The 23,108-nt window shown below is 69.0% G+C and carries 22 protein-coding genes; 10 read left to right on the top strand and 12 right to left on the bottom strand.

The genetic code is table 11. The features are described from left to right. Positions 1-16 precede the first annotated feature (16 nt). Both GH2_RS08555 and sdhC read right to left on the bottom strand, forming a co-directional pair. On the bottom strand, positions 17-451 hold the full coding sequence (locus GH2_RS08555) for a succinate dehydrogenase hydrophobic membrane anchor subunit (protein ID WP_066165915.1): 435 nt from the start codon (positions 449-451) through the stop codon (positions 17-19). A gap of 15 nt (positions 452-466) precedes the next feature. Next, on the bottom strand, positions 467-874 hold the full coding sequence (gene sdhC, locus GH2_RS08550) for a succinate dehydrogenase, cytochrome b556 subunit (RefSeq protein WP_084247390.1): 408 nt from the start codon (positions 872-874) through the stop codon (positions 467-469). A 195-nt stretch (positions 875-1,069) separates the two neighbouring features. On the opposite strand from sdhC, the gene GH2_RS08545 reads away from it, so the two are divergent. Together GH2_RS08545 and GH2_RS08540 are read left to right on the top strand one after the other, a co-directional pair. Continuing rightward, positions 1,070-1,513, top strand: coding sequence for a cytidine deaminase (locus tag GH2_RS08545; protein WP_066165909.1), 444 nt, complete (start codon positions 1,070-1,072; stop codon positions 1,511-1,513). Then, entirely contained in the window at positions 1,510-2,817 is a 1,308-nt protein-coding gene (locus tag GH2_RS08540) for a thymidine phosphorylase (RefSeq protein ID WP_066165906.1), read from the top strand. Before GH2_RS08545 ends, GH2_RS08540 begins: the two co-directional genes overlap by 4 nt. Positions 2,818-2,826: 9 nt before the next feature. On the opposite strand, the gene GH2_RS22130 is transcribed toward GH2_RS08540, so the two are convergent. Next, positions 2,827-3,984, bottom strand: coding sequence for a proline-rich domain-containing protein (locus GH2_RS22130; RefSeq protein WP_275583809.1), 1,158 nt, complete (start codon positions 3,982-3,984; stop codon positions 2,827-2,829). 38 nt (positions 3,985-4,022) lie between these two features. After that, positions 4,023-5,039, bottom strand: a complete 1,017-nt coding sequence (locus GH2_RS08530; RefSeq protein WP_066165901.1) for a glycerophosphodiester phosphodiesterase — start codon at positions 5,037-5,039, stop codon at positions 4,023-4,025. 119 nt (positions 5,040-5,158) lie between these two features. On the opposite strand from GH2_RS08530, the gene GH2_RS08525 reads away from it, so the two are divergent. Further along, complete coding sequence (locus tag GH2_RS08525; RefSeq protein WP_066165898.1) at positions 5,159-6,262, top strand: adenosine deaminase; 1,104 nt, start codon at positions 5,159-5,161, stop codon at positions 6,260-6,262. Positions 6,263-6,271: 9 nt separating this feature from the next. Here the strand turns inward: GH2_RS08525 and GH2_RS08520 are convergent, their stop codons facing one another. Then, positions 6,272-6,880, bottom strand: a complete 609-nt coding sequence (locus tag GH2_RS08520; RefSeq protein ID WP_066165896.1) for a TetR/AcrR family transcriptional regulator — start codon at positions 6,878-6,880, stop codon at positions 6,272-6,274. 110 nt (positions 6,881-6,990) lie between these two features. Between GH2_RS08520 and GH2_RS08515 the strand changes: the two genes are divergently transcribed. Both GH2_RS08515 and GH2_RS08510 read left to right on the top strand, forming a co-directional pair. Continuing rightward, positions 6,991-8,208 (top strand): acetyl-CoA C-acetyltransferase, encoded by a 1,218-nt coding sequence (locus GH2_RS08515; protein ID WP_066165893.1) that lies wholly within the window; start codon positions 6,991-6,993, stop codon positions 8,206-8,208. A gap of 29 nt (positions 8,209-8,237) precedes the next feature. Beyond that, complete coding sequence (locus GH2_RS08510; RefSeq protein WP_066165890.1) at positions 8,238-10,034, top strand: acyl-CoA dehydrogenase; 1,797 nt, start codon at positions 8,238-8,240, stop codon at positions 10,032-10,034. 31 nt (positions 10,035-10,065) lie between these two features. Here GH2_RS08510 and GH2_RS08505 read toward each other — a convergent pair whose 3' ends face one another. From GH2_RS08505 to GH2_RS08495, 3 genes are all read right to left on the bottom strand, one after another. Further along, complete coding sequence (locus tag GH2_RS08505) at positions 10,066-11,328, bottom strand: SatS C-terminal domain-containing protein (protein ID WP_066166538.1); 1,263 nt, start codon at positions 11,326-11,328, stop codon at positions 10,066-10,068. 106 nt (positions 11,329-11,434) lie between these two features. After that, on the bottom strand, positions 11,435-12,367 hold the full coding sequence (locus GH2_RS08500) for a C40 family peptidase (RefSeq protein ID WP_066165887.1): 933 nt from the start codon (positions 12,365-12,367) through the stop codon (positions 11,435-11,437). Further along, a complete protein-coding gene (locus GH2_RS08495; protein WP_066165883.1) occupies positions 12,364-12,687 on the bottom strand; it encodes a type VII secretion target in 324 nt (107 codons plus the stop codon). Before GH2_RS08495 ends, GH2_RS08500 begins: the two co-directional genes overlap by 4 nt. A 101-nt stretch (positions 12,688-12,788) precedes the next feature. Between GH2_RS08495 and upp the strand changes: the two genes are divergently transcribed. Beyond that, positions 12,789-13,436 carry a uracil phosphoribosyltransferase gene (gene upp, locus GH2_RS08490; protein ID WP_066165881.1) on the top strand — a complete coding sequence of 216 codons (648 nt, stop codon included), beginning with the start codon at positions 12,789-12,791 and terminating at the stop codon, positions 13,434-13,436. 88 nt (positions 13,437-13,524) lie between these two features. Continuing rightward, on the top strand, positions 13,525-15,399 hold the full coding sequence (locus GH2_RS08485; protein ID WP_239588619.1) for an ABC transporter ATP-binding protein: 1,875 nt from the start codon (positions 13,525-13,527) through the stop codon (positions 15,397-15,399). A gap of 664 nt (positions 15,400-16,063) precedes the next feature. Here the strand turns inward: GH2_RS08485 and GH2_RS08480 are convergent. From GH2_RS08480 to GH2_RS08470, 3 genes are read right to left on the bottom strand one after another with little or no spacing between them, the layout of a single operon-like run. After that, entirely contained in the window at positions 16,064-16,687 is a 624-nt protein-coding gene (locus GH2_RS08480) for a hypothetical protein (protein ID WP_066165875.1), read from the bottom strand. A 14-nt stretch (positions 16,688-16,701) separates the two neighbouring features. Beyond that, positions 16,702-18,258 (bottom strand): phospho-sugar mutase, encoded by a 1,557-nt coding sequence (locus tag GH2_RS08475; RefSeq protein WP_066165872.1) that lies wholly within the window; start codon positions 18,256-18,258, stop codon positions 16,702-16,704. A gap of 4 nt (positions 18,259-18,262) precedes the next feature. After that, a complete protein-coding gene (locus GH2_RS08470) occupies positions 18,263-19,075 on the bottom strand; it encodes a purine-nucleoside phosphorylase (RefSeq protein WP_066165869.1) in 813 nt (270 codons plus the stop codon). A 67-nt stretch (positions 19,076-19,142) separates the two neighbouring features. On the opposite strand from GH2_RS08470, the gene GH2_RS08465 reads away from it, so the two are divergent. Further along, positions 19,143-19,838, top strand: a complete 696-nt coding sequence (locus GH2_RS08465) for an enoyl-CoA hydratase/isomerase family protein (protein WP_066165866.1) — start codon at positions 19,143-19,145, stop codon at positions 19,836-19,838. After that, positions 19,835-21,010 (top strand): amidohydrolase, encoded by a 1,176-nt coding sequence (locus GH2_RS08460; RefSeq protein ID WP_066165863.1) that lies wholly within the window; start codon positions 19,835-19,837, stop codon positions 21,008-21,010. The genes GH2_RS08465 and GH2_RS08460 overlap by 4 nt, the downstream gene beginning before the upstream one ends. Before the next feature lie 42 nt (positions 21,011-21,052). Here the strand turns inward: GH2_RS08460 and GH2_RS08455 are convergent, their stop codons facing one another. Then, complete coding sequence (locus GH2_RS08455; protein ID WP_066165860.1) at positions 21,053-21,562, bottom strand: gamma-glutamylcyclotransferase family protein; 510 nt, start codon at positions 21,560-21,562, stop codon at positions 21,053-21,055. Between the two features lie 119 nt (positions 21,563-21,681). Here GH2_RS08455 and GH2_RS08450 point away from each other — a divergent pair, with 119 nt between their 5' ends. Beyond that, positions 21,682-23,085 (top strand): NAD(P)H-quinone dehydrogenase, encoded by a 1,404-nt coding sequence (locus GH2_RS08450; RefSeq protein WP_066165857.1) that lies wholly within the window; start codon positions 21,682-21,684, stop codon positions 23,083-23,085. The last annotated feature ends 23 nt before the right edge of the window (positions 23,086-23,108 follow it).

Below are 23,108 nucleotides of genomic sequence, written 5' to 3'. Positions count from 1 at the left end.
TGGTTTCTAATTCTCCTTAGCTGGCGCTGCCGAAGGTGAGGATCGCGTAGGTGCCCAGCACGAGGATGAGGATCATCGACAGGGCGAGCAAGGTGTTCAGCCAGAAGCGGGTGGAGTCCTTGCGCGAGTAGTCGGCGATGACCGTGCGGACGCCGTTACCGCCGTGCAGCTGCGCGAGCCAGAGCATGGTGAGGTCCCAGACCTGCCAGAACGGCGACTTCCAGCGATCGGCGACGAAGGAGGCGTCGATGCGGTGAACGCCGCTGTCCCACATGAGCATGATGAACATGTGGCCGAAGGTCAGGACGATGAGCGCCAGACCCGAGAAGCGCATGAACAGCCACGCGTTCTTCTCGAAGTTTCCGCGGTTGCGGGGGCGCGGCGCGTTGGGTGCGTCCAGGCTGGCGGGACGGTCGTACTCGGTGCCGAGGGTTTTTACCTGTTCAGTCATTTCTTCTCAGCTCCCTTAGAACGCGTGCGTGATCAGGATCTGCAGCATGCGAACGGCAGCTGCGATGAACACGATGGCGAAGATGGTGAGGATTGCCCACAGCATCTGGCGCTGGTACTTGGGGCCCTTGCCCCAGAAGTCGACCAGGATGATTCGGACACCGTTGAGGGCGTGGTACAGAACGCAGAAGACGAGACCGATCTCCATCAGGCCGATCAGCGGGGTCTTGTACGTCTCGATGATTTCGGTGTACGTGTCGGGATTGACGCGGATGACCGCGGTGTCGAGCACGTGCACGAACAGGAAGAAGAAAATGGCGACGCCGGTGATGCGGTGCAACACCCACGACCACATGCCGGGGTCACCTCTGTAAAGAGACCGCTTGCGCACCGGTGCCGGTGCAACCTCAGTGGGGGTGCTCATCGCGAAACTACGCCTCCGTTGTCGTCGACTTGGGGATCGGCTCGCAGGCGAACGCGAAGGTCGCTGCAAGACCTGATGCACCTGACTTTAAACCTAAGCTGAGTCCTGTCGTAATCTGCCCGAACAATGTGACCAAGCTCCATCTATTTAATTAGGTGTGCCTTACCTTTGGCTTTGCTGGAGAATGGAGATCATATGAGTGATGCAATCGACTTCGATTCCTTACGAATCGCGGCCAGAAGTGCTATGACCAGGTCGTATGCACCGTATTCCGCCTTTGCGGTCGGTGCGGCCGCCGTCACATCCAATGGCGACGTGATCACCGGAGGCAATGTGGAGAACGTCTCATATGGGTTGGGTGTTTGTGCCGAGGTCTCGATGGTCTGTTCGGGCTTTTCCCAAGGACTTCTGAGCGCCGCCGTCGCGGCGGGTGAGCCCGCGATCATCGCGGTCAGCGTGTGCGACGCGGACGGGGCGGTCTTGACACCGTGCGGCCGATGCCGCCAAGTGCTCCGCGAGTTCGGCGGCGACGGCCTCCTGGTCGACTCCGCGCAGGGACCGCGCACTCTCGGCGCTCTGCTGCCCGACGCCTTCGGCCCCGATCATCTCGCCGCCGTCCGCACGGAGGACGCGCGATGACCGACTTCCTTGATCCGGTCGCCCCGATTCTGGTGAAGAAGGACGGCGGCGAGCTGTCGGACGAGCAGATCCGGGGCATGGTGGCCGGGTTCACCGCGGGCGAGGTTGCGCCGGAACAGATGTCGTCGTTGCTGATGGCCATCGTGGTGCGCGGGATGACGCGTCGGGAGGTCGCGACGTGGACGGCGGCGATGATCGACTCCGGAATCCGCATGGACTTCGCCGATCTCACCCGCCACGGGCGCAGACTCCGGACCGCGGACAAACACTCGACCGGGGGCGTCGGCGACAAGATCACCCTGCCGCTCACGCCGCTGGTCGCGTCGTTCGGCGTCGCCGTTCCGCAACTGTCCGGCCGCGGGCTCGGTCATACCGGAGGCACACTCGACAAACTCGAATCGATTCCAGGATGGCGGGCCGATCTGTCGGGCGCACAAATGCACCGACAACTGGCACAGGTCGGCGCCGTGATCTGCGCGGCGACCGCCGACCTCGCGCCGGCCGACCGGAAGCTGTACGCGCTCCGCGACGTGACCGGCACCGTGGCGTCGGTGCCCTTGATCGCCTCCAGCATCATGAGCAAGAAGATCGCCGAGGGCACGGAGTCGTTGGTTCTCGATGTCAAGGCGGGCTCCGGCGCCTTCATGAAGACCGTCGACGATGCGCGCGATCTCGCCGAGACCATGGTCGCGCTCGGCACCGATGCCGGCGTGCGGACCACGGCACTGCTCACCGACATGTCGACCCCGCTCGGACGGACCGCAGGCAACGCGATCGAGGTCGCGGAGTCGCTCGAGGTGCTCGCAGGCGGCGGCCCGCGCGATGTGGTCGAACTGACGCTGGCGTTGGCCCGCGAGATGCTCGACGCCGCAGGTCGGCCGGATGCGGATCCGGCCGAGCATCTGAGCAACGGGCTGGCCATGGATTCGTGGCGCGCAATGATCGCCGCGCAGGGCGGCGACGTGGACGCCGCGCTGCCGTCGCCGAAGCACACGCACGACGTGGTAGCCGACGCGGACGGGGTCCTGACCTCGCTCGACGCGTTGGCGGTCGGCCAAGCCGCCTGGCTGCTGGGTGCGGGACGCACGCGGCCGGGTGAGGCGGTGTCGGCCACCGCAGGAGTGGAATGGCACGCGTCGGTCGGCGATCCGGTGGTGCGCGGTCGGCCGTTGTTGACCCTGCACACCGACGACGAAGCGCGGATCGCGACGGCGCTCGCCGCCCTTGAGAGTGCGGTGGGCATCAACGGCAGAGCACCCGCGACGGCGTCGTCGCGGGTGCTCGGTCGGGTGGACGGCCGGTAGGCGAACAGGTCAGTACGCGGGTGCGGCCTCCGCCACGATCGGCCGCTGCGTCAGGGACCGCAGGTAATAGACCATGAGCAGACTCGATATCGGGAGGGTGAGGAGCAGCCCGACCACGAGCAGGAGCATTCCCACGATCGCGAGCACCACCGAGATCAGGTAAACGACGATGGTCGGCCCGAAGTTCTCCGTGCTCAGTGCGAGACCGCCCGACATCGCGGTACTGACGTCGGTCAGCTGGTCGGCGGCGATGTAGACCATCCACATCGTCAGCAGGCCGATCGCGATGGACACCAGCGAGGAGATCCACGACAACCCGAGTCCGTAACCGAACGCGACCTCGGCGAGCGCCGAGATGAGGCCCAGGATGATGCTGATCACGAGGATCGTGCCGAGCGCGCGCGGCCGGAAGAAGTCGCTGAACTCGACCGGGCGACCGTCGGCGATCGTGATGATGCCGTTCAACCAGCACGACATGGCGACCGCTCCGGCCACGACCAGGAAGATCGTCATCACGGCGCTCACCGCGACGCTGGCGCCGACGGTGATCGAGCCGGAGAGCCCCCTGTCGACGCCGGCGATGGCGAAGATCAGCGCGCCGACGATGAAGCTGAGCACCAGCGTGAGAACGACGAGGATGACGCCCCAGACCGCGGCCGCACCGATGATGGGGCCGACGTTCTTGGTGTAGCGGTTCCACGCCCACTGGAAGCCGTCGCCGAGTGAGGGGGGCTTCGGCAGAACGGTCATCGGCGCGGAGCCCGGGGCGCCGAAACCGCCGGGAGGCGGCGTTGATCCGTAGGCCGCGCCCGCCCCGTACTGGGGAGTTCCGTATTGGGGTTGGGGCGCACCGTACTGGGGTGCACCGTACTGCGGCGCACCGTACTGCGGGGTCTCGCCATAGTTCGGGGTCTCACCGGACTGGGGAGTTCCAGGCTGCTGCTGGGGCGCCCCGTACTGGGGTGTTCCGTACTGGGGTGCACCGTACTGGGGATTCGACCCGTATTGCGGTGCCTGGCCGTACTGGGGGTTCGACCCGTACTGGGGAGTCTGGCCGTAGTTGGGATCGCCGCCGGGGTAAGGGCCTCCGGACGACGGTGGGGTGCCGTCGCCGGGTTGCGGGCCGTCTGAGGGCGGGCGCGAACGCCAGTCATCTGAATCGGTCATGTGAGTATCATGCCGCACCACCGGCACGACCGCGCGCTTTACTTGCGACGGTAGGCCTTCGGCAGGGGACGGCCGTCGGCTGCGAGGACCTCGCGCAGCCGCGTCGGGTAGTCGGTGATGATGCCGTCGACGCCCGCCCGAAGCTGAGCGCGCATGTCGGCCTTCTCATTCACCGTCCACGGCACCACGCGCAGGCCTGCGGAATGGGCTCGGGACACCAGCGACGCGTCGGACAATGCGAACGCGGGCGAGAGGATGTCGAAGCCCGCGTGCGCGGCGGCCGCGACCACGTCGCCGCCGAACTGCTGGTACGTGACCGGGCCGAGCCACCGCGACGACGGGGTCCAGGTGGTCTCGTCGTACAGTGCGACCAGCGGAATGCTCGGGGCCTTGGCTCGGACCAGGGGTAGACTCCGCCAGTCGAAGCTCTGGATCTCGACCCGCTTCTGCAGACCCGCGCGTCGGACCTCCCGCAGAATCGTGTCGACGAACTGTTGCGGCGTCGCGCTGCGTGAGCGCTTCTCGGCTTCGATCTTGGTCTCGATGTTGAAGCGAACCCGGTTGCCGCGATACTGGGCGGCGAGTCCGAACAGTTGGGGGAGCGTCGCGATGCGGTTACCGAGCACCGGCGTGGCGGCGGGGTAGTCCTTGAGCGGAAGGTCGCACACGAGGGTCTGGATCTGCCGGTAGGTGAGGTCGTGGACGTCCTTGCCGACGTACGGGAACTGCCGGTCGCCGAGCGACGCGGGCACCGTGTCGCGGCACTTCTCGGGCATGATCTCCGGGTCGTGCCACACCAGCGGCACACCGTCACGCGTCAGGACCACATCCAGTTCGAGCGTCGTGACGCCCAGTTCGATGGACTTCGCGAAGCCGTACAGCGACTCCTCGGTGTGCTCCCCGCGGCCGCCGCGATGGGACTGCAGGTCGATGGCGGCCTTGTCCGCGGTCGGCGCGGCCTGGGCCGGTGCCGTCACACCTCCGGTGACGACGGCGCCGATCGCGACGGCGCCGGCGGTGACGGACAGCAGCAGGCGGGAGAGTCGATTCGTCATGTCGCGGACGGTAGGGCGGCTGGATGTCCGGCCGACGACGTCGCCGTGAGCACGATGGAAACAGTGGATGTGCGAGTCGTCGTTCAGCGCGGGGCCCGACGCCGCGTTACCTTCGGGGCATGATCAGCATCGAGCAGTGCCGACTGGCGCCGAAGGTCCTCCTCCACGACCACCTCGACGGTGGACTGCGACCGGCGACGGTCCTCGACCTGGCTCGCGAGACCGGTTACGACCGGCTGCCCGCCGAGACGGCCGACGACCTCGCACAGTGGTTCGCGACCGCGGCCGACAGCGGTTCCCTGGAGACCTACCTGGAGACGTTCGCGCACACCGTCGCGGTGATGCAGACCGAGGCGGCGCTGGAACGCGTGGCGCGCGAGTGCGTCGAGGATCTCTCGAACGACGGCGTCGTCTACGCGGAGGTCCGCTTTGCGCCCGAGCTCCATCTCGAGAAGGGGCTGACGCTGGAGGCGGTCGTCGAGTCCGTGCTGCGCGGCTTCGCCGCCGGTGAGGCGCAGGCGCGCGAGCAGGGCCGCCCCATCGTCGTCCGGTGCCTGGTGACGGCCATGCGCCACGCGGCGCGCTCGCGGGAGATCGCCGAACTGGCGGTCGCCTTCCGGGATCGCGGCGTCGTCGGGTTCGACATCGCGGGTGCGGAGGCGGGGAATCCGCCCAGCAGGCACTTGGACGCGTTCGAGTACATGCGCGGGCAGTGCGCGCACTTCACCATTCACGCAGGCGAGGCGTTCGGGCTGCCGTCGATCCACGAGGCCGTGGCCTTCTGCGGCACCGACCGCCTCGGCCACGGCGTTCGGGTCATCGACGACATCGAGCTGCCGCCGGGTGCCACGCCCGCCGACGCGTCGTTCCCCGGCGCCGAGCTCGGTGAGATCGCGAACTACGTGCGCGACAAGCGGATTCCGTTGGAGCTGTGTCCCAGCAGCAACGTCCAGACGGGGGCGGTCGCGTCGTTGGCCGACCATCCGTTCAACATTCTCGCCAAGCTTCGCTTCCGCGTCACCGTCAACACCGACAACCGGCTGATGAGCAACACCACGATGAGTCGGGAATTCACCGTGCTGCACCAGCAGTTCGGGTACGGCTGGGCCGATTTCGAACGCTTCACCGTCAACGCGATGAAGTCCGCGTTCATCCCGTTCCCGGAACGACTCCGACTGATCGACGACGTGATCAAGCCGGGATTCGCCGTGCTCATGGGGTGAGGGTCGGCGTCAGCCCACGCCGGCCAGTTGCACGACGATCTCCGCGTACCTGCGTGCGAGGTCGTCGGCGTCCTGATGCGCTCGGGTGGGGAACCAGCGGCTGACGTCGATGCCGAGCGAGGTGAGGGCGAGGGTCACGATCGACGGGTCAGCCACCTGGAACTCCCCGGCGACGATGCCCGCGCTCAGGATGTCGTCGAAGACCTTCGTGGTGGCGCGCCGGACGTCGGCGACGAGGTCGTAGTGCTCGGGGCTCAGCGACCGCAGCTCGTGCTGGATCACCCCGGCGATCGCACGGTGCTCGGCGTGCCAGGCGACGAACGCGGCGGTCGTGGCGCGGAGTCGGTCCGTCGGACCGGAGTGGGCGTCCCGTACCCGGGTGATGTGATCGAGCAGCGTGCGGTGGCCTTCGATGGAGATCGCGAAGAGCAGGGACTCCTTGGTCTTGTAGTGCGGGTACACCGCCCCGGGGCTCAGGTCGAGGCTGGCGGCGATCTCTCGCGTCGTCGTGGATCCGTACCCCTTGGCCGCGAAGATCTCGGACGCCGCAGCGCGGATTCGTGCTGCCGCCTTCGACGCGCCGAGGTCGTACTCCAGCCCTGAAACGCGCGTGCTCATGCTTCGATCATGCCTCCCCGGCTCTTGACATCGATGACGACATCCACAACTATGCAATTGCATAGAAACTATGTACCTGCATAGTTCTCGCGTCAAGATCAGGAGAAGTCATGCCCGAAGCCGTCATCGTCTCGATCGCCCGCTCGCCCATCGGTCGTGCAGGAAAGGGATCGCTCAAGGACATGCGTCCCGACGACCTCGCCACCCAGATGGTCCAGGCGGCGCTGGCGAAGGTGCCTGCGCTCGACCCGCGCGATGTCAACGACCTGATCCTCGGGTGCGGACTGCCCGGCGGGGAGCAGGGTCACAACCTGGGACGCGCGGTGGCGGTCAGCGCAGGCTATGACTTCATGCCCGGCACCACCGTGACGCGCTACTGCTCGTCGTCGCTGCAGACCACTCGGATGGCGATGCATGCGATCAAGGCGGGGGAGGGCCACACCTTCATCTCCGCGGGCGTCGAGACCGTCTCGCGGTTCGGAAAGGGCACCTCGGACGGTCTGCCCGACACCGAGAACCCGCGCTTCGCCGCGGCACAGGCGCGGACCGCCGAACTCGCCGCAGGCGGCAAGCAGTGGAGCGATCCCCGAGACGGCGGTGAGCTCCCCGACGTCTACATCTCCATGGGGCAGACCGCCGAGAACGTCGCGCAGCAGACCGGAATCAGCCGCGAGGAGCAGGACCGGTGGGCGGTGCGGTCACAGAACCGCGCCGAAGAGGCGATCGCGTCGGGCTTCTTCGCGCGCGAGATCACGCCGGTCACGCTGCCCGACGGCACGGTGGTCGCTGCTGACGACGGCCCTCGACCCGGCACCACGTACGAAGCCGTCAGCGGGCTGAAGCCGGTCTTCCGCCCCGACGGCACCGTGACCGCCGGTAACGCCTGCCCGCTCAACGACGGCGCCGCCGCGCTCGTCATCATGTCCGACGTCCGCGCCAAGGAGTTGGGCCTGACCCCGCTCGCACGGATCGTGTCGACCGGCGTCTCCGGGCTCTCGCCCGAGATCATGGGTCTGGGACCGATCGAGGCGACCCGGCGCGCACTGGAGATCGCGGGCATGTCGGTCTCCGACATCGACCTGTTCGAGATCAACGAGGCCTTCGCCGTCCAGGTGATCGGCTCGGCCCGGGAGATCGGCATCGACGAGGACGCGCTGAACGTGTCCGGCGGCGCCATTGCGCTCGGCCACCCGTTCGGCATGACCGGCGCCCGCATCACCGCTACGCTGCTGAACAACCTCCAGACGCACGACAAGCAGTTCGGCGTCGAGACCATGTGCGTCGGCGGCGGGCAGGGCATGGCCATGGTCCTCGAACGCCTCAGCTGACCGAGCCGCCACCGAATCGAAAGACGATCATGTCCCACGCACTCTCCCGGCGCGACCTCGACTTCCTCCTCTACGAATGGCTCGACGTCGAGGCGCTCACTCGGCGCGAACGCTATGCCGAGCACTCGCGCGAGACCTTCGACGCCGTCCTCGACCTCACCGCGGACATCGGTGAGAAGCACTTCGCTCCGCACAACCGGGTGGCCGACGCCAACGAACCGCGCATGCGGCCCGACGGCACCGTCGAGATGATCCCCGAGGTCAAGGCGGCGATGGACGCCTACGGCGAGTCAGGCCTCATCACGGGCACGTTCGACGAGTCGGTAGGCGGCATGCAGCTGCCGACCGTCGTCGCCCGCGCATCGATGGCCTGGTTGCAGGCGGCCAATGCGAGCACCGCGTCGTACGCGCTGTTGACCACCGCCAACGCCGCACTCCTGGCCGAGTACGGCACCGACGACCAGATCGAGACGTTCGTCAAGCCGATGCTCGAAGGCCGCTGGTTCGGCACCATGTGCCTGTCGGAGCCGCAGGCGGGCTCGTCCCTCGCCGACATCACCACCCGCGCCGAGAAGCAGGACGACGGCACCTACCGGGTCACCGGCTCCAAGATGTGGATCTCCGGCGGCGACCACGAGCTCTCGGAGAACATCGTTCACCTGGTGCTCGCCAAGACCCCTGGCGGCCGACCCGGCGTGCACAGCATCTCGCTGATCATCGTGCCGAAGTACCTCCCCGCGGCGGATGGCGGTCGGGGTGAGCGGAACGACATCACGCTCACCGGGCTGAACCACAAGATGGGCAACCGCGGCACCACGAACACCGCGCTCGCGATCGGCGACGGCACCCACCGGCCCGGCGGCCGTGCGGGCGCGGTCGGCTACCTGGTCGGCGAGGAGCACCGCGGGCTGTCGTACATGTTCCACATGATGAACGAGGCGCGCATCGGGGTCGGCTTCCTCGCCACCGCCCTCGGCTACGTCGGGTACCTCAAGGCCGTCGAGTACGCCGCCGGCCGCGCTCAGGGGCGTCCGCTCGGCGCCAAGGATCCCGAGTCGCCGCAGGTGCCGATCATCGAGCACACCGATGTGCGGCGCATGCTGCTGGCGCAGAAGGCGTACGTGGAAGGCGGTCTCGCACTCGGGCTGTACTGCTCGAAGCTGGTCGACGATCAGATCACCGCCGCGGACGCCGACGAGGCCGCCGAGATCGGGCTCCTCCTCGACGTGCTGACGCCGATCGCCAAGAGCTGGCCGTCGCAGTGGTGCTTGAAGGCCAACGATCTCGCGATCCAGGTGCACGGCGGCTACGGCTACACGCGCGACTACGACGTGGAGCAGCACTACCGCGACAATCGGCTGAACCCCATTCACGAAGGCACCCATGGCATTCAGGGCATGGACCTGCTGGGTCGCAAGGTGATCATGCAGGGCGGCAAGGGGCTCGGGCTGCTGACCGCGCGCATCGCCGCGACCGTCGCCGCCGCACGCGCGGCCGGGGGAGCGGCGGCCGACTACGCGGACCGGCTCGACGTGGCGTGGACTCGGCTCGTCGACCTGACGGGTGCGCTGTGGGCCGACCGCGATCCCGCTGTCGCGCTCGCGAACTCGTCGGTCTATCTGGAGTCGTTCGGGCACCTCGTCGTCGCGTGGTTGTGGCTGGAGCAGTTCCTCGCGGTGGGTGATGCGCAGGGCGATTTCTACGACGGCAAGCGCATGGCCGCCCGCTACTTCTTCCGGCACGAACTCCCGCAGGTCGGCCCGTGGATCGACCTGCTCGCGTCGATGGACTCGACGTCGGCGGAGATGAACCCCGCCTGGTTCTGACCCGAGGTCGGGGGTGGGTGCCGCGCGGCGCCTACCCCCGCTTCACCAGGCGGTCTTCGAAGTCGTGGACCAGGGCCCGCCAGACTTCGGCCTCGTTGTCGAACGGGCCGGAGGGGGCGAGGCGCTTGGGATCCGGGTTGATGGCGTAGTCGACGAACCAGCCCAGCGGGGTGGTGGTGGCGAGGGCCTCGTTCACCGAGTCGATGCCCGCGAAGTCGGCGGCGTCGGTGAGCAGTTCGACGGCCAGATCCAACTGACGACTGTCGATCCGGCGCGGACCGTCCAGAATGTCCTCGTTCAGCCCCTGCAGCGCGTAGACGTTGTCGGCGAGGACGTCGTACTCCAACTCGTTGGTGTCGGCGGCGGCCCGCACCTCGTCGAAGGTCGACAGCTTCACGAGGTCGTGGTCGTCGTTGTCGGCCAGGAAACGCGTCAGCGCCCGTTCGGAGCCGAAACCGTAGATGGTGCCCTTGCGGCCCAGGAACACCGGATCGTCGCCGAGATAGCAGCGCAGGGTGAGGAATTCGCCACCGTCGGTGTAGATGCGGATCGGGTCGATGCCGACGCCGGCCCAGAAGTCGTCCTCGTCGATCTCGTCGTCATCGTCGTCCTGGTCATCGTCGTCGGTGTCGTCGTCCGACTCGTGCAGCGGATCGACGGCGTCGAACTCCGGCTCGTCCTCGTCCTCGGCGGAGGCCGCTGCCGCGAGCTCGTCCTCCGCGGTCGCGGCGGCGTCGGCGTCGACCTTCGGGACGGTGATCACGTCGTCGAGGGCGTCGATGACATCGTCCCAGTGCTTGGCGATCAACCGGCCGATGCGCACCCACAGGTCGACGCCTTCGCGGCCGTTGAAGTTGTTGGTCCCGACGGTCACGGCGCCCAGGATCGGGTTGCCGTTGAAGAACTTCGTGACCGGAGTCAGCTCGCAGACCTCGCCGATGATGCGCACGATCTCCAGGGCGTCCTCGAGCTCGGCCAGCACCTCGGGCCGCGGGTCCTCGGCGGCCAGTTCGGGCACCCCGATGAGGTCGTAGCTGTGCTTGTCGTCCGGGGAGAGCTCGGCCGCTTGGACCTGCTTGATGGTCTCCCACGCGGGGTGGTCGACGAGGTCGTTGTCGTCGTCGGTGCGCACGAAGGCGACCAGGTCGGCGACGCTGTTCAGGGCGTACAGATCGTCTTCCAGACCCAGGAACGCCTCCCACTCGTCATCACCCTCGCGCCACCGTGGCGCCCACAGGGTGAAGAGGTTTCCTTCGGTCAGTCCGAGTTCGATGGGAACGATGTCTCCGGCCATGGTCATTGAGCCTAATCAAGATCGTCGGTGCGTGCTGCACGGGGATGGACGAAGCGGCGTCGACTGCGGTCCGACCCGTGCCGACGGGACCGGAATTCTCGCCTCCTCATCGCGGTCGGTAGAAGCCCTCGAAGGTCTGTCCGGCGTTGGTGGTCCGCAGCGGAGTGACGCCGACCGGGTCGCCGCCGGTCTCCACCAACTGTCCGTTGCCGATGTACATCGCGACGTGGCCGGACCAGACGGCGAGGTCGCCGGGCTGCAGATCGGCCTGCGACACCTGGAAGCCCGCGGTGTCCTGATCCTGTGCCAGGCGCGGTAACTCGAGACCGGCTTGCCGGTAGGCCCACTGGGTGAACCCGCTGCAGTCGAACCCGTCGGTGGTGGTTCCACCCCAGACATACGGGGTGCCGCGGCGACTCAGTGCGGCGCGGACGGCGGTCGCGGCGCGTTCGTTGGGGGCGTAGGCGACCGAGCCGTCGGGGAGACGGATCGGGATCCGGCCCGCGGCGGTCGAGGCGGGCGCAGGCTCGCCGGAGACCCCGGTGATCGCCGGTGTCTGGTGTCTGCCCAGACGCGCGGCATCGTCGGCGAGTTCGGCTTGAGCCCGCTGTACCACCGCCGCACCGCGGGCGAGGTGACTCAGCGCCAGCGGCACGAGCGCGGCCAGCCCCGCGGGGGTGGTGATGGCGGGAACGGTGGCCGCAGCGGTGACGAACGACTCCACCAACGCGTTGAGTTCGCTGTTGGCGGCCTTGACGTGGCCCGCCGCCGTCTCGACGACGGCGGCGATGTCGGTTCCGGCGGCACCGACGTCGCCGTCGACCACGGCCAGCGTGCGCGTCGCGGCCGCTGCGCCGTCGCCGCCTGCGCCGAGCCACCCCGCCTCCGCGACATCAGCGCCCTTCGTAGACAGGGCGCCCGAAGTGTCGAGCACACTGCGTGTCCGGGCGTATCCGTCGACCGCACCGGGTGGGAGCACGCCCGTTCCGAGGGTCGCGACGAGCGCTTTGAGCGGGGCGATCAGCAGCGCGGCGCTCACGCCGGCACCCCGGTCAGCGCGCCCGCGCTGTCACCGTCGCAGCAGTCGTAGGCGGTCGCCGCCGCCGTCGCGCGCGTCGCCGTCGCGGTGTGCCGGGAGGCGAGCGCGTCGAAGGACGCCGTGCGCGCCGCGCCGACGCGGGTCAGCGCCGCCAGAAACGACGATCCGATCAGGCCGAACGTGGGGACGAGCGATGCCGTGTCGACGCGTTCGGCGGTGGCGCATCCCGCGACGCGTTGGGCGGCGTCCGCCTGGGTGGAGGCGACGGCGCCCGTGGCCGCCGGATCGACCGTGACTGAAGTACCTGTTTGACCGTTCATACCTAGTTGGACGCAGCCGGAGCCGGATCGGTTCCCGCATCGACCGCTCGGCGTGTCTCATCGCGCAGAGCCCGGGACGCACCGGCCATTACGATGAGCCCATGACTGAGCCTGCTCCCTCCGGCCTCCAGATCACGATCGTCGACCATCCGCTGACCCGGGCCTGGCTCGCGGTGCTGCGCGATGAGTCGACGCCCAATCCGGCCTTCCGCAACGCCCTCGCACGCATCGCGACCATGCTCGTCTACGAGGCGTTCTCCGACGCCCCCGAGGAGCCGGTGGCGGTGACCACCCCGGTCGGGACGGCGCCCTGCACCCGACTGGTCTCACCGCCGTTGTTCGTCCCGGTGCTGCGCGCCGGGCTCGGAATGCTCGACGCCGCCCTCGCCGCGGTGCCCGATGCGGGCATCGGCTTCGTCGGAGTGGCGCGGGACGAGGCCACTGCGGTCCCGGTCGAATACCTGGCGTCGCTGCCGCAGGATCTGCGCGGCCGGTCGGTGTGTGTGCTCGATCCGATGCTGGCCACCGGCGGCTCGTTGGTGCACACCCTGGACCTGATCCTGGCGCGCGGTGCCACGGACGTGACTGCGGTGTCCGTCGTGGGAGCGCCGGAAGGCGTTGCCGCACTACGGACCTGGGGCAAACCGCTGAAGTTGGTGATCGGCGCCGTCGACGAGTGCCTCAACGAGTCGAAGTTCATCGTCCCGGGCCTCGGCGACGCGGGCGACCGGCAGTTCGGTCCGCGGTGACTTGACATCAAGTCGACTTGATGAAGTGAACTCGAGGCATGAATCGAGTCGAGGCCGCCAACCGCGAGTGGAGTGATCGCCGGTGAGTATGGAATCAGTGGCGTGGGACGTCATGTACAAGTCGATGCACGCGTCCGATCCGCACGCGGCGCGCGCCGACCGACGCGCGACGATCCGCCGGATCGGCGGCTTCGCCCGACCCCACCGGCGTCGCATCGTCACCTTCCTGGTGCTCTCTGTGGTCACCGCCGTCCTGACCGTCGTCACCCCGCTGTTGGCCGGACGCGTGGTCAACCTGATCAACTCCAACAGTGCGTCGGCGGGCCGCGAGATCGTCCTGCTCGCGCTGCTCATCGCGGCGATCGCCGTCGCGGAGGCGGCCACCTCGATCGGCACGCGATGGCTGTCGTCGAACATCGGTGAGGGGCTGATCTACGACCTCCGGCGCGCGGTCTTCGACCATGTTCAGAAGATGCCGGTCGCCTTCTTCACCCGCACCCGCACCGGCGCGTTGGTGAGTCGACTCAACAACGACGTGATCGGGGCGCAACGAGCGTTCAGCGACACCCTCTCCGGGGTGGTCTCGAACCTGGTCACACTGATCCTCACCCTGGGCGTGATGACGGCGCTGAGCTGGCAGATCACCCTCCTGACCCTGATCCTGCTGCCGGTCTTCGTGATCCCCGCGCGCCGGATGGGCCGGCGCATGGCCGGTCTGGCCAGGGAGAGCGCTGACCACAACGCACGGATGTCGACCCAGATGACGGAACGGTTCTCCGCGCCCGGCGCCACCCTCGTCAAGCTCTTCGGTCGTCCGCAGACCGAGTCGAAGGAGTTCGCCGACCGCGCCGACGCCGTCCGTGACATCGGTGTCCGGCAGGCGATGCTCCAGAACTACTTCTTCACCGCGTTGATGCTGGTCTCGGCACTGGCGTTGGCGCTGGTCTACGGGCTCGGCGGATGGCTGGCAGTGCACCAGCACCTGTCGGCGGGCGCCGTCGTCTCCCTGGCGCTACTGCTGACGCGGATGTACGCGCCGCTGACCGCACTGGCGAACGCCCGCGTGGAGGTGATGAGCGCGCTGGTCAGCTTCGAGCGCGTCTTCGAGGTGCTCGACCTCGCACCGCTCATCGTCGACCGGCCCGACGCCCGCGCGGTGCCCGACGCCGAGCACGGCGTGACGGTGCGCTTCGACGACGTCTCGTTCGCGTATCCGGCGGCCGACAAGGTCTCGCTGGCATCGCTCGAAGAAGTGGCGCAACTGGACTCCCGCGGAGGCAGCACCGTGCTGCATCACGTCGACCTGGACGTGCGCGCCGGGTCGATGGTGGCCCTGGTCGGGAGCTCCGGTGCGGGGAAATCGACCATCGCCTCCCTGGCCACCCGGTTGTACGACGTCGACGACGGCAGCATCTCGCTCAACGGCGTGGACCTGCGCGACCTGACGGCCACCTCGGTGCACCGCACGGTGGGGCTGGTGACGCAGGACGGTCACCTGTTCCACGACACCGTCGGCGCCAATCTGCGACTGGCGCACCCCGACGCGTCGGACGACGAGCTGTGGGAGGCGCTGAGTCGTGCGCGACTGGCCGATCTGGTGCGATCCCTCCCGAACGGGCTGGACACGGTGGTCGGCGAGCGCGGCTACCGACTGTCCGGCGGCGAACGCCAGCGGCTGACCATCGCGCGCCTGCTCCTGGCGAAGCCGTCGGTGGTGATCCTCGACGAAGCGACGGCGCACCTGGACTCGACGTCGGAGGCCGCGGTGTCCGCGGCGCTCGCCGAGGCGCTGGAAGGTCGCACCTCCCTGGTGATCGCCCACCGGCTCTCGACCGTCCGCGCCGCCGACGAGATCGTGGTCCTCGAAGCCGGTCGCGTGGTGGAACGCGGCGATCACGACGCGCTGCTGGCGCGAGACGGTCGTTATGCCGAGCTGTACCGGACGCAGTTCGCGCCCGCGTGATCGCGCTGGGCCGGGTCGATTGGTTCCCGGTGACGGTCGTCCCCACGCTGGTCGAGTGGTGCCTGCGAGCGGAGCGAGCACGAAGTTATCGAGACCGTCGTGCGCTGGGATCGCGGGCCTTCCGCTGCCATCGTGTGGTGATGTCGGCACTGCTCCGACGGGTTGAGCCGGAGCCGCCTCCATGGCGGGACGCGGTGGTTGTCGGCGAGAACGCGCTGCGAACCACACCACGCTCAGGCCAATCCGGGAGTGACCGCGACCAGGTTCGCGGTCACGAGAGCGTAGGCAACTGAAACGAACTGACGCAGTCTCGCGCGAGGCCTGCGTTCGATCTGATGTCGCCGCCGCGCGCCGCCTACTGACACTTGGTGCTGAGAACTGCTTGCTCAGCACCCTCCGGCGGCAATGTTCCGTCGGAAGCGCCTGAGCGGGCAGTTCTTAGCAGGGATTGGTCGGACGAGGCCTCTCCGACGACCATCGCTTCCCGCCATGGAGGCGGCGGCTCACGATCCGTCGGAGCAGTGCCGAGATCACCGCCTGTTGGCGGCGGAAAAACCCTTGATGCCAGTGGAACTCACGACGGTCTCGATCAACTGCGTGCTCGCTCCGCTCGCAGGCACCACTCGACCAACGTGGGGACTGACCGTCACCGGGAATCAATCGTCTAGTTCACCCAGCTGGCCTGCATCGGCTCGGCGGTGAGGACCTCGCCGTTCTGGCGGATGACCAGTGAGCCGGTCGTCACCACGTATTCGACGTCCTTGTTGGTCGCCACGAAGGTGTCGCCCGCGCGGCTGGGATAGTCGATCTCGATCGCGTTCCCGCCGGCCAGTCCCTTGTAGTAATAGCGGCCGGTCTGCGAGCCGACCTGGCAGATCACCACTCGTGACCGGTCGGTGACGCCGATGAACACCGCGTCGTCGCCCGCGGCGTTGCAGCGCGGTCCGGACAGGAATCCCTGACGGTCGGCGCCGGGGACGGTGATCGGCTCCGTACCGGGAACGGTCGCGGTGGTCGGCACCGTCGGCGTCGGTTGCTCGGTCGGCTGCGCGGTTCCGGTGTCGGTGGGCGGCGCGGTCGCGGTGTGGGTGACGGTCGTCGGGCCCGACTCGGTCGACGAGCCGGCCGAGACGGTCGAGGTGGACCGGTGGTTGGTGTACACGAGCGCGGCGACGACGCCGCCGACCAGCAGGACCACGCCCGCGATGATCGCGACGACGACCGGTGTCGACGACCACGGCGACCGGCGGGGCGGCCCACCGGGGTCCGGGTACTGCGGGTACGACATGGCGTTCCTCCCCGTCACGGCCGCGCCGGAAGCTCCGACAGGACCTGCTTCAACACCAGCGACAGCTCTGCTCGTGTGGTGTCGACGACGCTACCCGGCGACGGCGGCGCGCTCACCTGGCCGTAGTACTTCAGCTTCGGTTCGGTGCCGCTGGGCCGGGCGAAGACGCGCACGCCGACGCCGTCGCCGCGGGTTCCCGACAGCTCGATCCCGTCGGTCCGGAGCGCGTCGGCGCGATCGGCGTAGTCGGTGACGCGGACGTCGATTCCGGCGAGTCGACGCGGCGGTGCGGTGCGCAGCGCCGACATCAGTGCCGCGATCTCGGTCGGCTCGGCCATCCGCAACGACCGTCCCGCCGTCACATGCACGCCGTTCTCGCGATAGAGGTCGTCGAGCGCGGCGATGAGACCTCCGCGTTCGGCCCATGACGCCGCCAGGTGCGCGCACGCCACCGCCGCGCTGATGCCGTCCTTGTCGCGAACGGTGTCCGGATCCACGCAGTGTCCCAGCGCCTCCTCGTACGCGTAGGCGAGGGGCTCGCCGGCCCGGACCAGCCATTTGAACCCGGTGAGGGTGCGGCGGACGGTGGCTCCGCGGCGCTGCGCCGCGGCGTCGAACAGGGTGCCGGACACGATGGAACTGGCGACGACGGGTGTCGGTGCGCCGGCCGGACGGTGGTCCAGGACCCAGGTGCCGAGCAGGGCGCCGGTCTCGTCGCCCGTCAACATCCGCCAACCGTCGCGGTCGCGGGCGCCGACGGCGCAGCGGTCGGCGTCCGGGTCGAGCGCGATCGCGAGGTCCGCGGAGACCTCGTCGGCCAGCGCCAGCAGCAGATCGGTGGCACCGGGCTCCTCGGGATTCGGGAAGGCGACGGTGGGGAAGTCCGGATCCGGCGCGAACTGTTCGGGCACCGGATGCACGTCGTGGAACCCGGTGCGCCGCAACGCCTCGACGGCCACCGCGCCGCCGACGCCGTGCATCGGTGTCAGTGCGATTCGGAGCGGCCTCGTCGGTGTGGCAGGGGAGAGGTCGGCAGGGGAGAGGGCCGCCGCCGCATCGGCGAACCGGGCCTGCACGCCGTCCAGATACGCCTCGACCACCCCGCGGGCACGGAGGTCCGGAGCCGTGGCGACGCGGGCGATGCCCGCGGCGGGCCCCGTGGCCGCGATCGCGGCCTCGATCTCCCGATCGGCCGGGGAGATCAGTTGACTGCCGCCGTCGAGGTAGACCTTGTATCCGTTGTCGCGCGGGGGATTGTGGGACGCGGTCACCATCACGCCCGCCGCGGCCGCGAAATGCCGTGTGGCGAACGCGACCAGCGGAGTCGGTCCCGGCTCGGGGAGTGCGATCACGTCGAACCCCGCCGCGGCGAGCACCTCGCGGGCGGCGGCCGCGAAGTCCTCCGAGCCGTGCCGGGCGTCGCGGCCGACCACCACGCTCGCCCCCGCTCGGCCCCGCGCCTGCAGCCAGTCGGCGAGCCCGGCGGTCGCGCGGGTGACGGTGTCGACGTTCATCCCGTCGGGCCCGTCCTGGACGGGCCCGCGCAGACCTGCGGTGCCGAAGGTCAGCACGCTGTCACCGCGCGCCGAGTTCCGTGATGAGGCTGCGGAGCAGCACTCCCATGCGTTCGGCGGACGTGCGGCCGACGGCGAGGACCTCAGCGTGATCGAGCGGTTCGCCGGTGATGCCCGCGGCCAGGTTCGTCACCAACGACAGGCCGAGGACGTCGAGACCGCAGGCGCGTGCGGCGATGGTCTCGTGCACCGTCGACATGCCGACCAGATCGGCGCCGAGCACGCCGAGCATGCGGATCTCCGCGGGCGTCTCGTACTGGGGTCCGGGCAGGCCCGCGTAGACGCCCTCGGCCAGGGTGGGATCCACCCGTCGCGCGGCGTCGCGCAGTGCCGGGCGGTACGCATCGACCATGTTGACGAACTGCGCGCCGTCGAGCGGGGAGCGCCCGGTGAGGTTCAGTTGGTCGGAGATCAACACCGGCTGACCCACCTGCATTCCGGGCCGGATGCCTCCGGCGGCGTTGGTGAGCACGACCGTCGACGCGCCGGTCGCGGCCGCCGTGCGCACCGGGTGCACCACGCGAGCGAGCGGATGGCCCTCGTAGGCATGGAGGCGTCCGAGCAGGACCAGTACGCGGGTGTTGCCGATCCGGACCGACTGCACCGCACCCGCGTGTCCCTGGGCCGACGGCGTGCCGAAGCCCGGCAGGTCGGCCATGGGCATCTGGGCTGTCGGGTCGCCCAGAGCCGCTGCGGCGGGCGCCCATCCGGATCCGAGGATCACCGCGACGTCGTGGCGGTCGCACTCGGTTCGGTCGGCGATGGCGGCGGCTGCTGCGGCCGCGGCAGCGGCGTGGTCGACGGTCGGATCCATGGCACAACCATAGGGGTGTTGCCCCGTGCGTGCTCCTCCAGCGGTGCACGGCGATAAGGTTTCTGCCATGCCGTACTTGACTGTCACCGATGACGCCGCCGAGCTCTACCTGGGTACCGAGGGCGTCGAGCTCGACGAGAAGAACCCGGAGAACCGGTTCGGCCGTGACTGGATCGCCAAGGTCGTCGATCTGACCGACGAAGCCGTCGCAGCCAAGAAGCCGCTCATCATCAGTGCGACGGGCAAATTCTTCACCAACGGTCTCGACACCGATTACATCTTCTCCGGCGCCGAGCCGCTGCCGAGCTATCTCGACGCCGTCCACGCCCTGTACGCCACGGTGCTGACGGCGGCGACGCCGACCATCGCCGCCGTCAACGGCCACGCCTTCGGTGCGGGCGCCATGCTGGCACTGTGTGCCGACTACCGGATCATGCGCTCCGACCGCGGGTTCTGGTCGCTGCCGGAAGCGGCGTTGAACATGCCGTTCCCGCGCGGGATGGCGGGCCTGCTGCGCACCCGGATCCCGGACGCGACGCTCACCGAGGCCATGTTGACCTCGCGTCGCTACGGTGCCGCCGACGCCGTCGCGGGCGGCATCATCGAGGAGGCCGTCGACGCCGACCGCCTGCTGGACCGTGCCCGCGAGGTCGCGCGGGAACGGGCGTCGTTCGCGGGCGACAACCTGGGCGCGGTGAAGCGGGCGCTGCGGCTGCCGCTCCTGGCGGATCTCAACGCGCCGACGCCGGCCACACTCCTGTGAGTTCTCCAGTGATCGATGCGTGGCTGGCCGCGAACCTCGGTCGGGTGGTGGGCTGGCGGCGGGAGATCCACGCCGAGCCGGAACTGTCGATGGCGGAGTTCGCGACCACCGCCAAGGTAGTCCGGATCCTCACCGAGGCCGGGTTGGCGCCCAAGGTCCTGCCGAAAGGCACCGGCGTCGTCTGCGACCTCGGTCCGGACGACAAGCCCCGCATCGGTCTGCGCGCCGACCTCGATGGTCTTCCCATCCCGGAGCAGACCGGACTGCCGTTCACCTCCAAGGTGGAGAACGTCTCCCATTCGTGCGGGCACGACGCGCATGTGGCGATCCTGCTCGGCACCGCGCTGCTGCTGGCCGACCAGCTGGACTCGGGGAACACCCTGCCGTTCGGCGTGCGACTGCTGTTCCAGGCCGCGGAGGAAGTGATGCCGGGCGGTGCGCTCGACGCGATCGACGCCGGCGTCACCGACGGCCTGACGCGGATGTTCGCCCTGCACTGCGACCCGCACCTGGCCGCGGGCACCGTCGGACTGCGAGCAGGCGCGCTGACGTCGGCGGCGGACCGCGTGGAGGTTCATCTCCGCGGGCCGGGCGGACACACCTCGCGCCCGCACCTCACGGCCGATCTGGTGTACGCGATGGGCACCGTCATCACCGGGCTGCCGGGCTTCTTGTCACGTCGGGTGGATCCGCGGTCGGGGACCGTGATGGTCTTCGGCGCAGCGCACTCCGGCGACGCACCGAACGCGATCCCGCAGGAGGGGCGGCTGCGAGGCACCGTCCGGACCGGCGACCGCGACGTGTGGCAGGACCTGGAGCCACTCGTGCGCACCATCGTCGGCGAACTGGTGGCGCCGCTGGGCGTCAACTACGACCTCACCTATGTGCGCGGGGTGCCGCCGGTGGTCAACGACGCCGACAGCGTCGCCATGCTCCGCCGGAGCGTGGACGCGATCGGGTCCGGCGTCGCGGTCGACACACCGCAGTCGCCCGGCGGCGAGGACTTCGCCTGGTACCTGGAGTCAGTGCCGGGCGCGATGGCGCGCCTCGGCGTGTGGAGCGGCGTCGGCCCGCAGTGCGACCTGCACCAGCCGAACTTCGACGTCGACGAGCGCGCTCTGGGCATCGGCATCGCGACGCTGGCAGGCGTGGTCCTCGGCGGCGAGCTGTAGCGATCTCAGTACGCGACGTGGTGCGACAATGCGGCCTGCGCCTTAGTCGGTCGGCGGCTCGTCCGGAGTGTCGTCGAGCGGCGCCTCGGGGCCGGGGCCCACGTTGCGGGCCTCGTGCAGCCGCAAGCGTTCCACGTAGTCGGCGGGCGCGCCGGCGATCTCGGCGGCGTCGGCCATGACTCCGAGGTATCGCGCGGACGGAAGACCGCCCTCGTAGCCGTCGATCACGTACAGCCACGCGAGGACCGGGCCGTCGGCGGTGGTGACGCGCGCCCGGATCTTCCGATGGACGCCGAGTTCGGTGCCCTCCCAGCTGTCGAGGTTCTTCTCGTCCTCGGTGGTGACGTCGTAGAGCACCACGAACACCTTGGCGGTGTCGTCGACGCGGTCCTCGGTGACGGTGGCGAGGGATCCCTCCCAGCCGATGTCGTCGCCGGCGAAGGTCAGGCGCCAGCCGTGCAACCACCCGGTCGACCACATCGGGGAGTGAGGGGCCCGCTCCAGCATCTGGGCGGGGTCCATGTTCGACGCGTAGGCGGCATAGATCGGCACCTAGCCAGACTATGGGGTCCGACGCTGTGACGGAACACCGGTCGGTCGGCGGGCATGGCGTCCGGCGAGGGGATAGGTTGTTAACGGACTTGATGAGCGTGTCGAAGGAGTGTGTGCAAGTGGCGAAGATCGTGATCATCGGTGGCGGCCCCGCCGGATATGAGGCGGCGCTGACCGCGGCGGCCTACGGCGCCGACATCACGATCATCGACTCGGACGGCATCGGCGGTGCCTGCGTGCTGTGGGACTGTGTGCCGTCGAAGACGTTCATCGCCTCCACCGGTATCCGCACCGAGGTGCGTCGCGCATCCGATCTCGGCGTCGACATCTCCGCCGACCAGACCTCGGTGTCGTTGCCGCAGGTCCACCAGCGCGTGAAGGATCTGGCGTTCGCGCAGTCCGCCGACATCCGGTCCCGGTTGGTCTCCGAGGGTGTGAAGATCGTGCCCGGCACCGCGCGGCTCGGGGAGATGCAGCCGGGGATCGGTGCGCACGAGGTGATCGCGACGCTCGCCGACGGCGCCACCGAGACCTTTCAGGGCGACATCGTCCTGGTCGCCACGGGCGCGTCGCCGCGCATCCTGCCGACGGCGGTGCCGGACGGCGAGCGGATTCTGAACTGGCGTCAGCTGTACGACCTCACCGAGTTGCCCGAGCACCTGGTGATCGTCGGCTCGGGTGTCACCGGTGCCGAGTTCGCGCACGCCTACACCGAACTCGGTGTGCAGGTGACGCTGGTGTCCAGCCGCGACCGCGTGCTTCCGCACGAGGACGAGGACGCGGCCCGGGTGCTGGAGGAGGCCTTCTCCGAGCGCGGCGTCACGCTGATCAAATACGCGCGCGCCGATCGGGTGAGCCGGGACGAGACGTCGGCGACCGTGCACCTCGCCGACGGCAAGGAAGTCACCGGCACCCATGTGCTGATGACCGTCGGGTCGGTTCCGAACACGGATTCGCTGAACTTGGACGGCGCGGGCATCGTCACCGACCGTGGCGGCTACATCACCGTCGACCGCGTCTCGCGCACCTCGATGCCGGGCGTGTACGCGGCGGGCGACTGCACCGGCGTCCTGCCGCTCGCGTCCGTCGCCGCGATGCAGGGGCGCATCGCGATGTATCACGCGCTCGGTGAGGGCGTGAGCCCGATCCGTCTCAAGACCGTCGCCTCGGCCATCTTCACGCGGCCGGAGATCGCGAACGTCGGCGTCTCGCAGAAGTCGATCGACGCCGGCGAGTACCCGGCGCGCACGGTGATGCTGCCGCTGTCGACGAATCCGCGCGCCAAGATGAGCAGTCTGCGACGCGGCTTCGTCAAGATCTTCTGCCGACCGGCCACCGGCGTGGTGATCGGCGGCGTGGTGGTCGCACCGAACGCGTCGGAGTTGATCCTGCCGATCGCCATCGCCGTGGAGAACAAGCTCCAGGTGTCGGAGATCGCGCACACCTTCTCGGTGTACCCGTCGCTGTCGGGGTCGGTCACCGAGGCGGCGCGTCAGCTGATCCGTCACGACGACCTGGATTGAGCTGAGCTGCTCTGAGCACCTGG

The sequence above is a fragment of the Gordonia hydrophobica NBRC 16057 genome, from assembly GCF_001592365.1.
GTDB classification, from domain to species: domain Bacteria; phylum Actinomycetota; class Actinomycetes; order Mycobacteriales; family Mycobacteriaceae; genus Gordonia; species Gordonia hydrophobica.
The sequence above is the reverse complement of the archived record's forward strand: the minus strand, read 5'-3'. Positions and strand labels throughout refer to the sequence as shown.

Coding starts and splice junctions, on each gene's coding strand:
- GH2_RS08555 (WP_066165915.1), bottom strand. CDS start 451: ATGACTGAACAGGTAAAAACCCTCGGCACCGAGTACGACCGTCCCGCC.
- sdhC (WP_084247390.1), bottom strand. CDS start 874: ATGAGCACCCCCACTGAGGTTGCACCGGCACCGGTGCGCAAGCGGTCT.
- GH2_RS08545 (WP_066165909.1), top strand. CDS start 1,070: ATGAGTGATGCAATCGACTTCGATTCCTTACGAATCGCGGCCAGAAGT.
- GH2_RS08540 (WP_066165906.1), top strand. CDS start 1,510: ATGACCGACTTCCTTGATCCGGTCGCCCCGATTCTGGTGAAGAAGGAC.
- GH2_RS22130 (WP_275583809.1), bottom strand. CDS start 3,984: ATGACCGATTCAGATGACTGGCGTTCGCGCCCGCCCTCAGACGGCCCG.
- GH2_RS08530 (WP_066165901.1), bottom strand. CDS start 5,039: ATGACGAATCGACTCTCCCGCCTGCTGCTGTCCGTCACCGCCGGCGCC.
- GH2_RS08525 (WP_066165898.1), top strand. CDS start 5,159: ATGATCAGCATCGAGCAGTGCCGACTGGCGCCGAAGGTCCTCCTCCAC.
- GH2_RS08520 (WP_066165896.1), bottom strand. CDS start 6,880: ATGAGCACGCGCGTTTCAGGGCTGGAGTACGACCTCGGCGCGTCGAAG.
- GH2_RS08515 (WP_066165893.1), top strand. CDS start 6,991: ATGCCCGAAGCCGTCATCGTCTCGATCGCCCGCTCGCCCATCGGTCGT.
- GH2_RS08510 (WP_066165890.1), top strand. CDS start 8,238: ATGTCCCACGCACTCTCCCGGCGCGACCTCGACTTCCTCCTCTACGAA.
- GH2_RS08505 (WP_066166538.1), bottom strand. CDS start 11,328: ATGGCCGGAGACATCGTTCCCATCGAACTCGGACTGACCGAAGGAAAC.
- GH2_RS08495 (WP_066165883.1), bottom strand. CDS start 12,687: ATGAACGGTCAAACAGGTACTTCAGTCACGGTCGATCCGGCGGCCACG.
- upp (WP_066165881.1), top strand. CDS start 12,789: ATGACTGAGCCTGCTCCCTCCGGCCTCCAGATCACGATCGTCGACCAT.
- GH2_RS08485 (WP_239588619.1), top strand. CDS start 13,525: ATGGAATCAGTGGCGTGGGACGTCATGTACAAGTCGATGCACGCGTCC.
- GH2_RS08480 (WP_066165875.1), bottom strand. CDS start 16,687: ATGTCGTACCCGCAGTACCCGGACCCCGGTGGGCCGCCCCGCCGGTCG.
- GH2_RS08470 (WP_066165869.1), bottom strand. CDS start 19,075: ATGGATCCGACCGTCGACCACGCCGCTGCCGCGGCCGCAGCAGCCGCC.
- GH2_RS08465 (WP_066165866.1), top strand. CDS start 19,143: ATGCCGTACTTGACTGTCACCGATGACGCCGCCGAGCTCTACCTGGGT.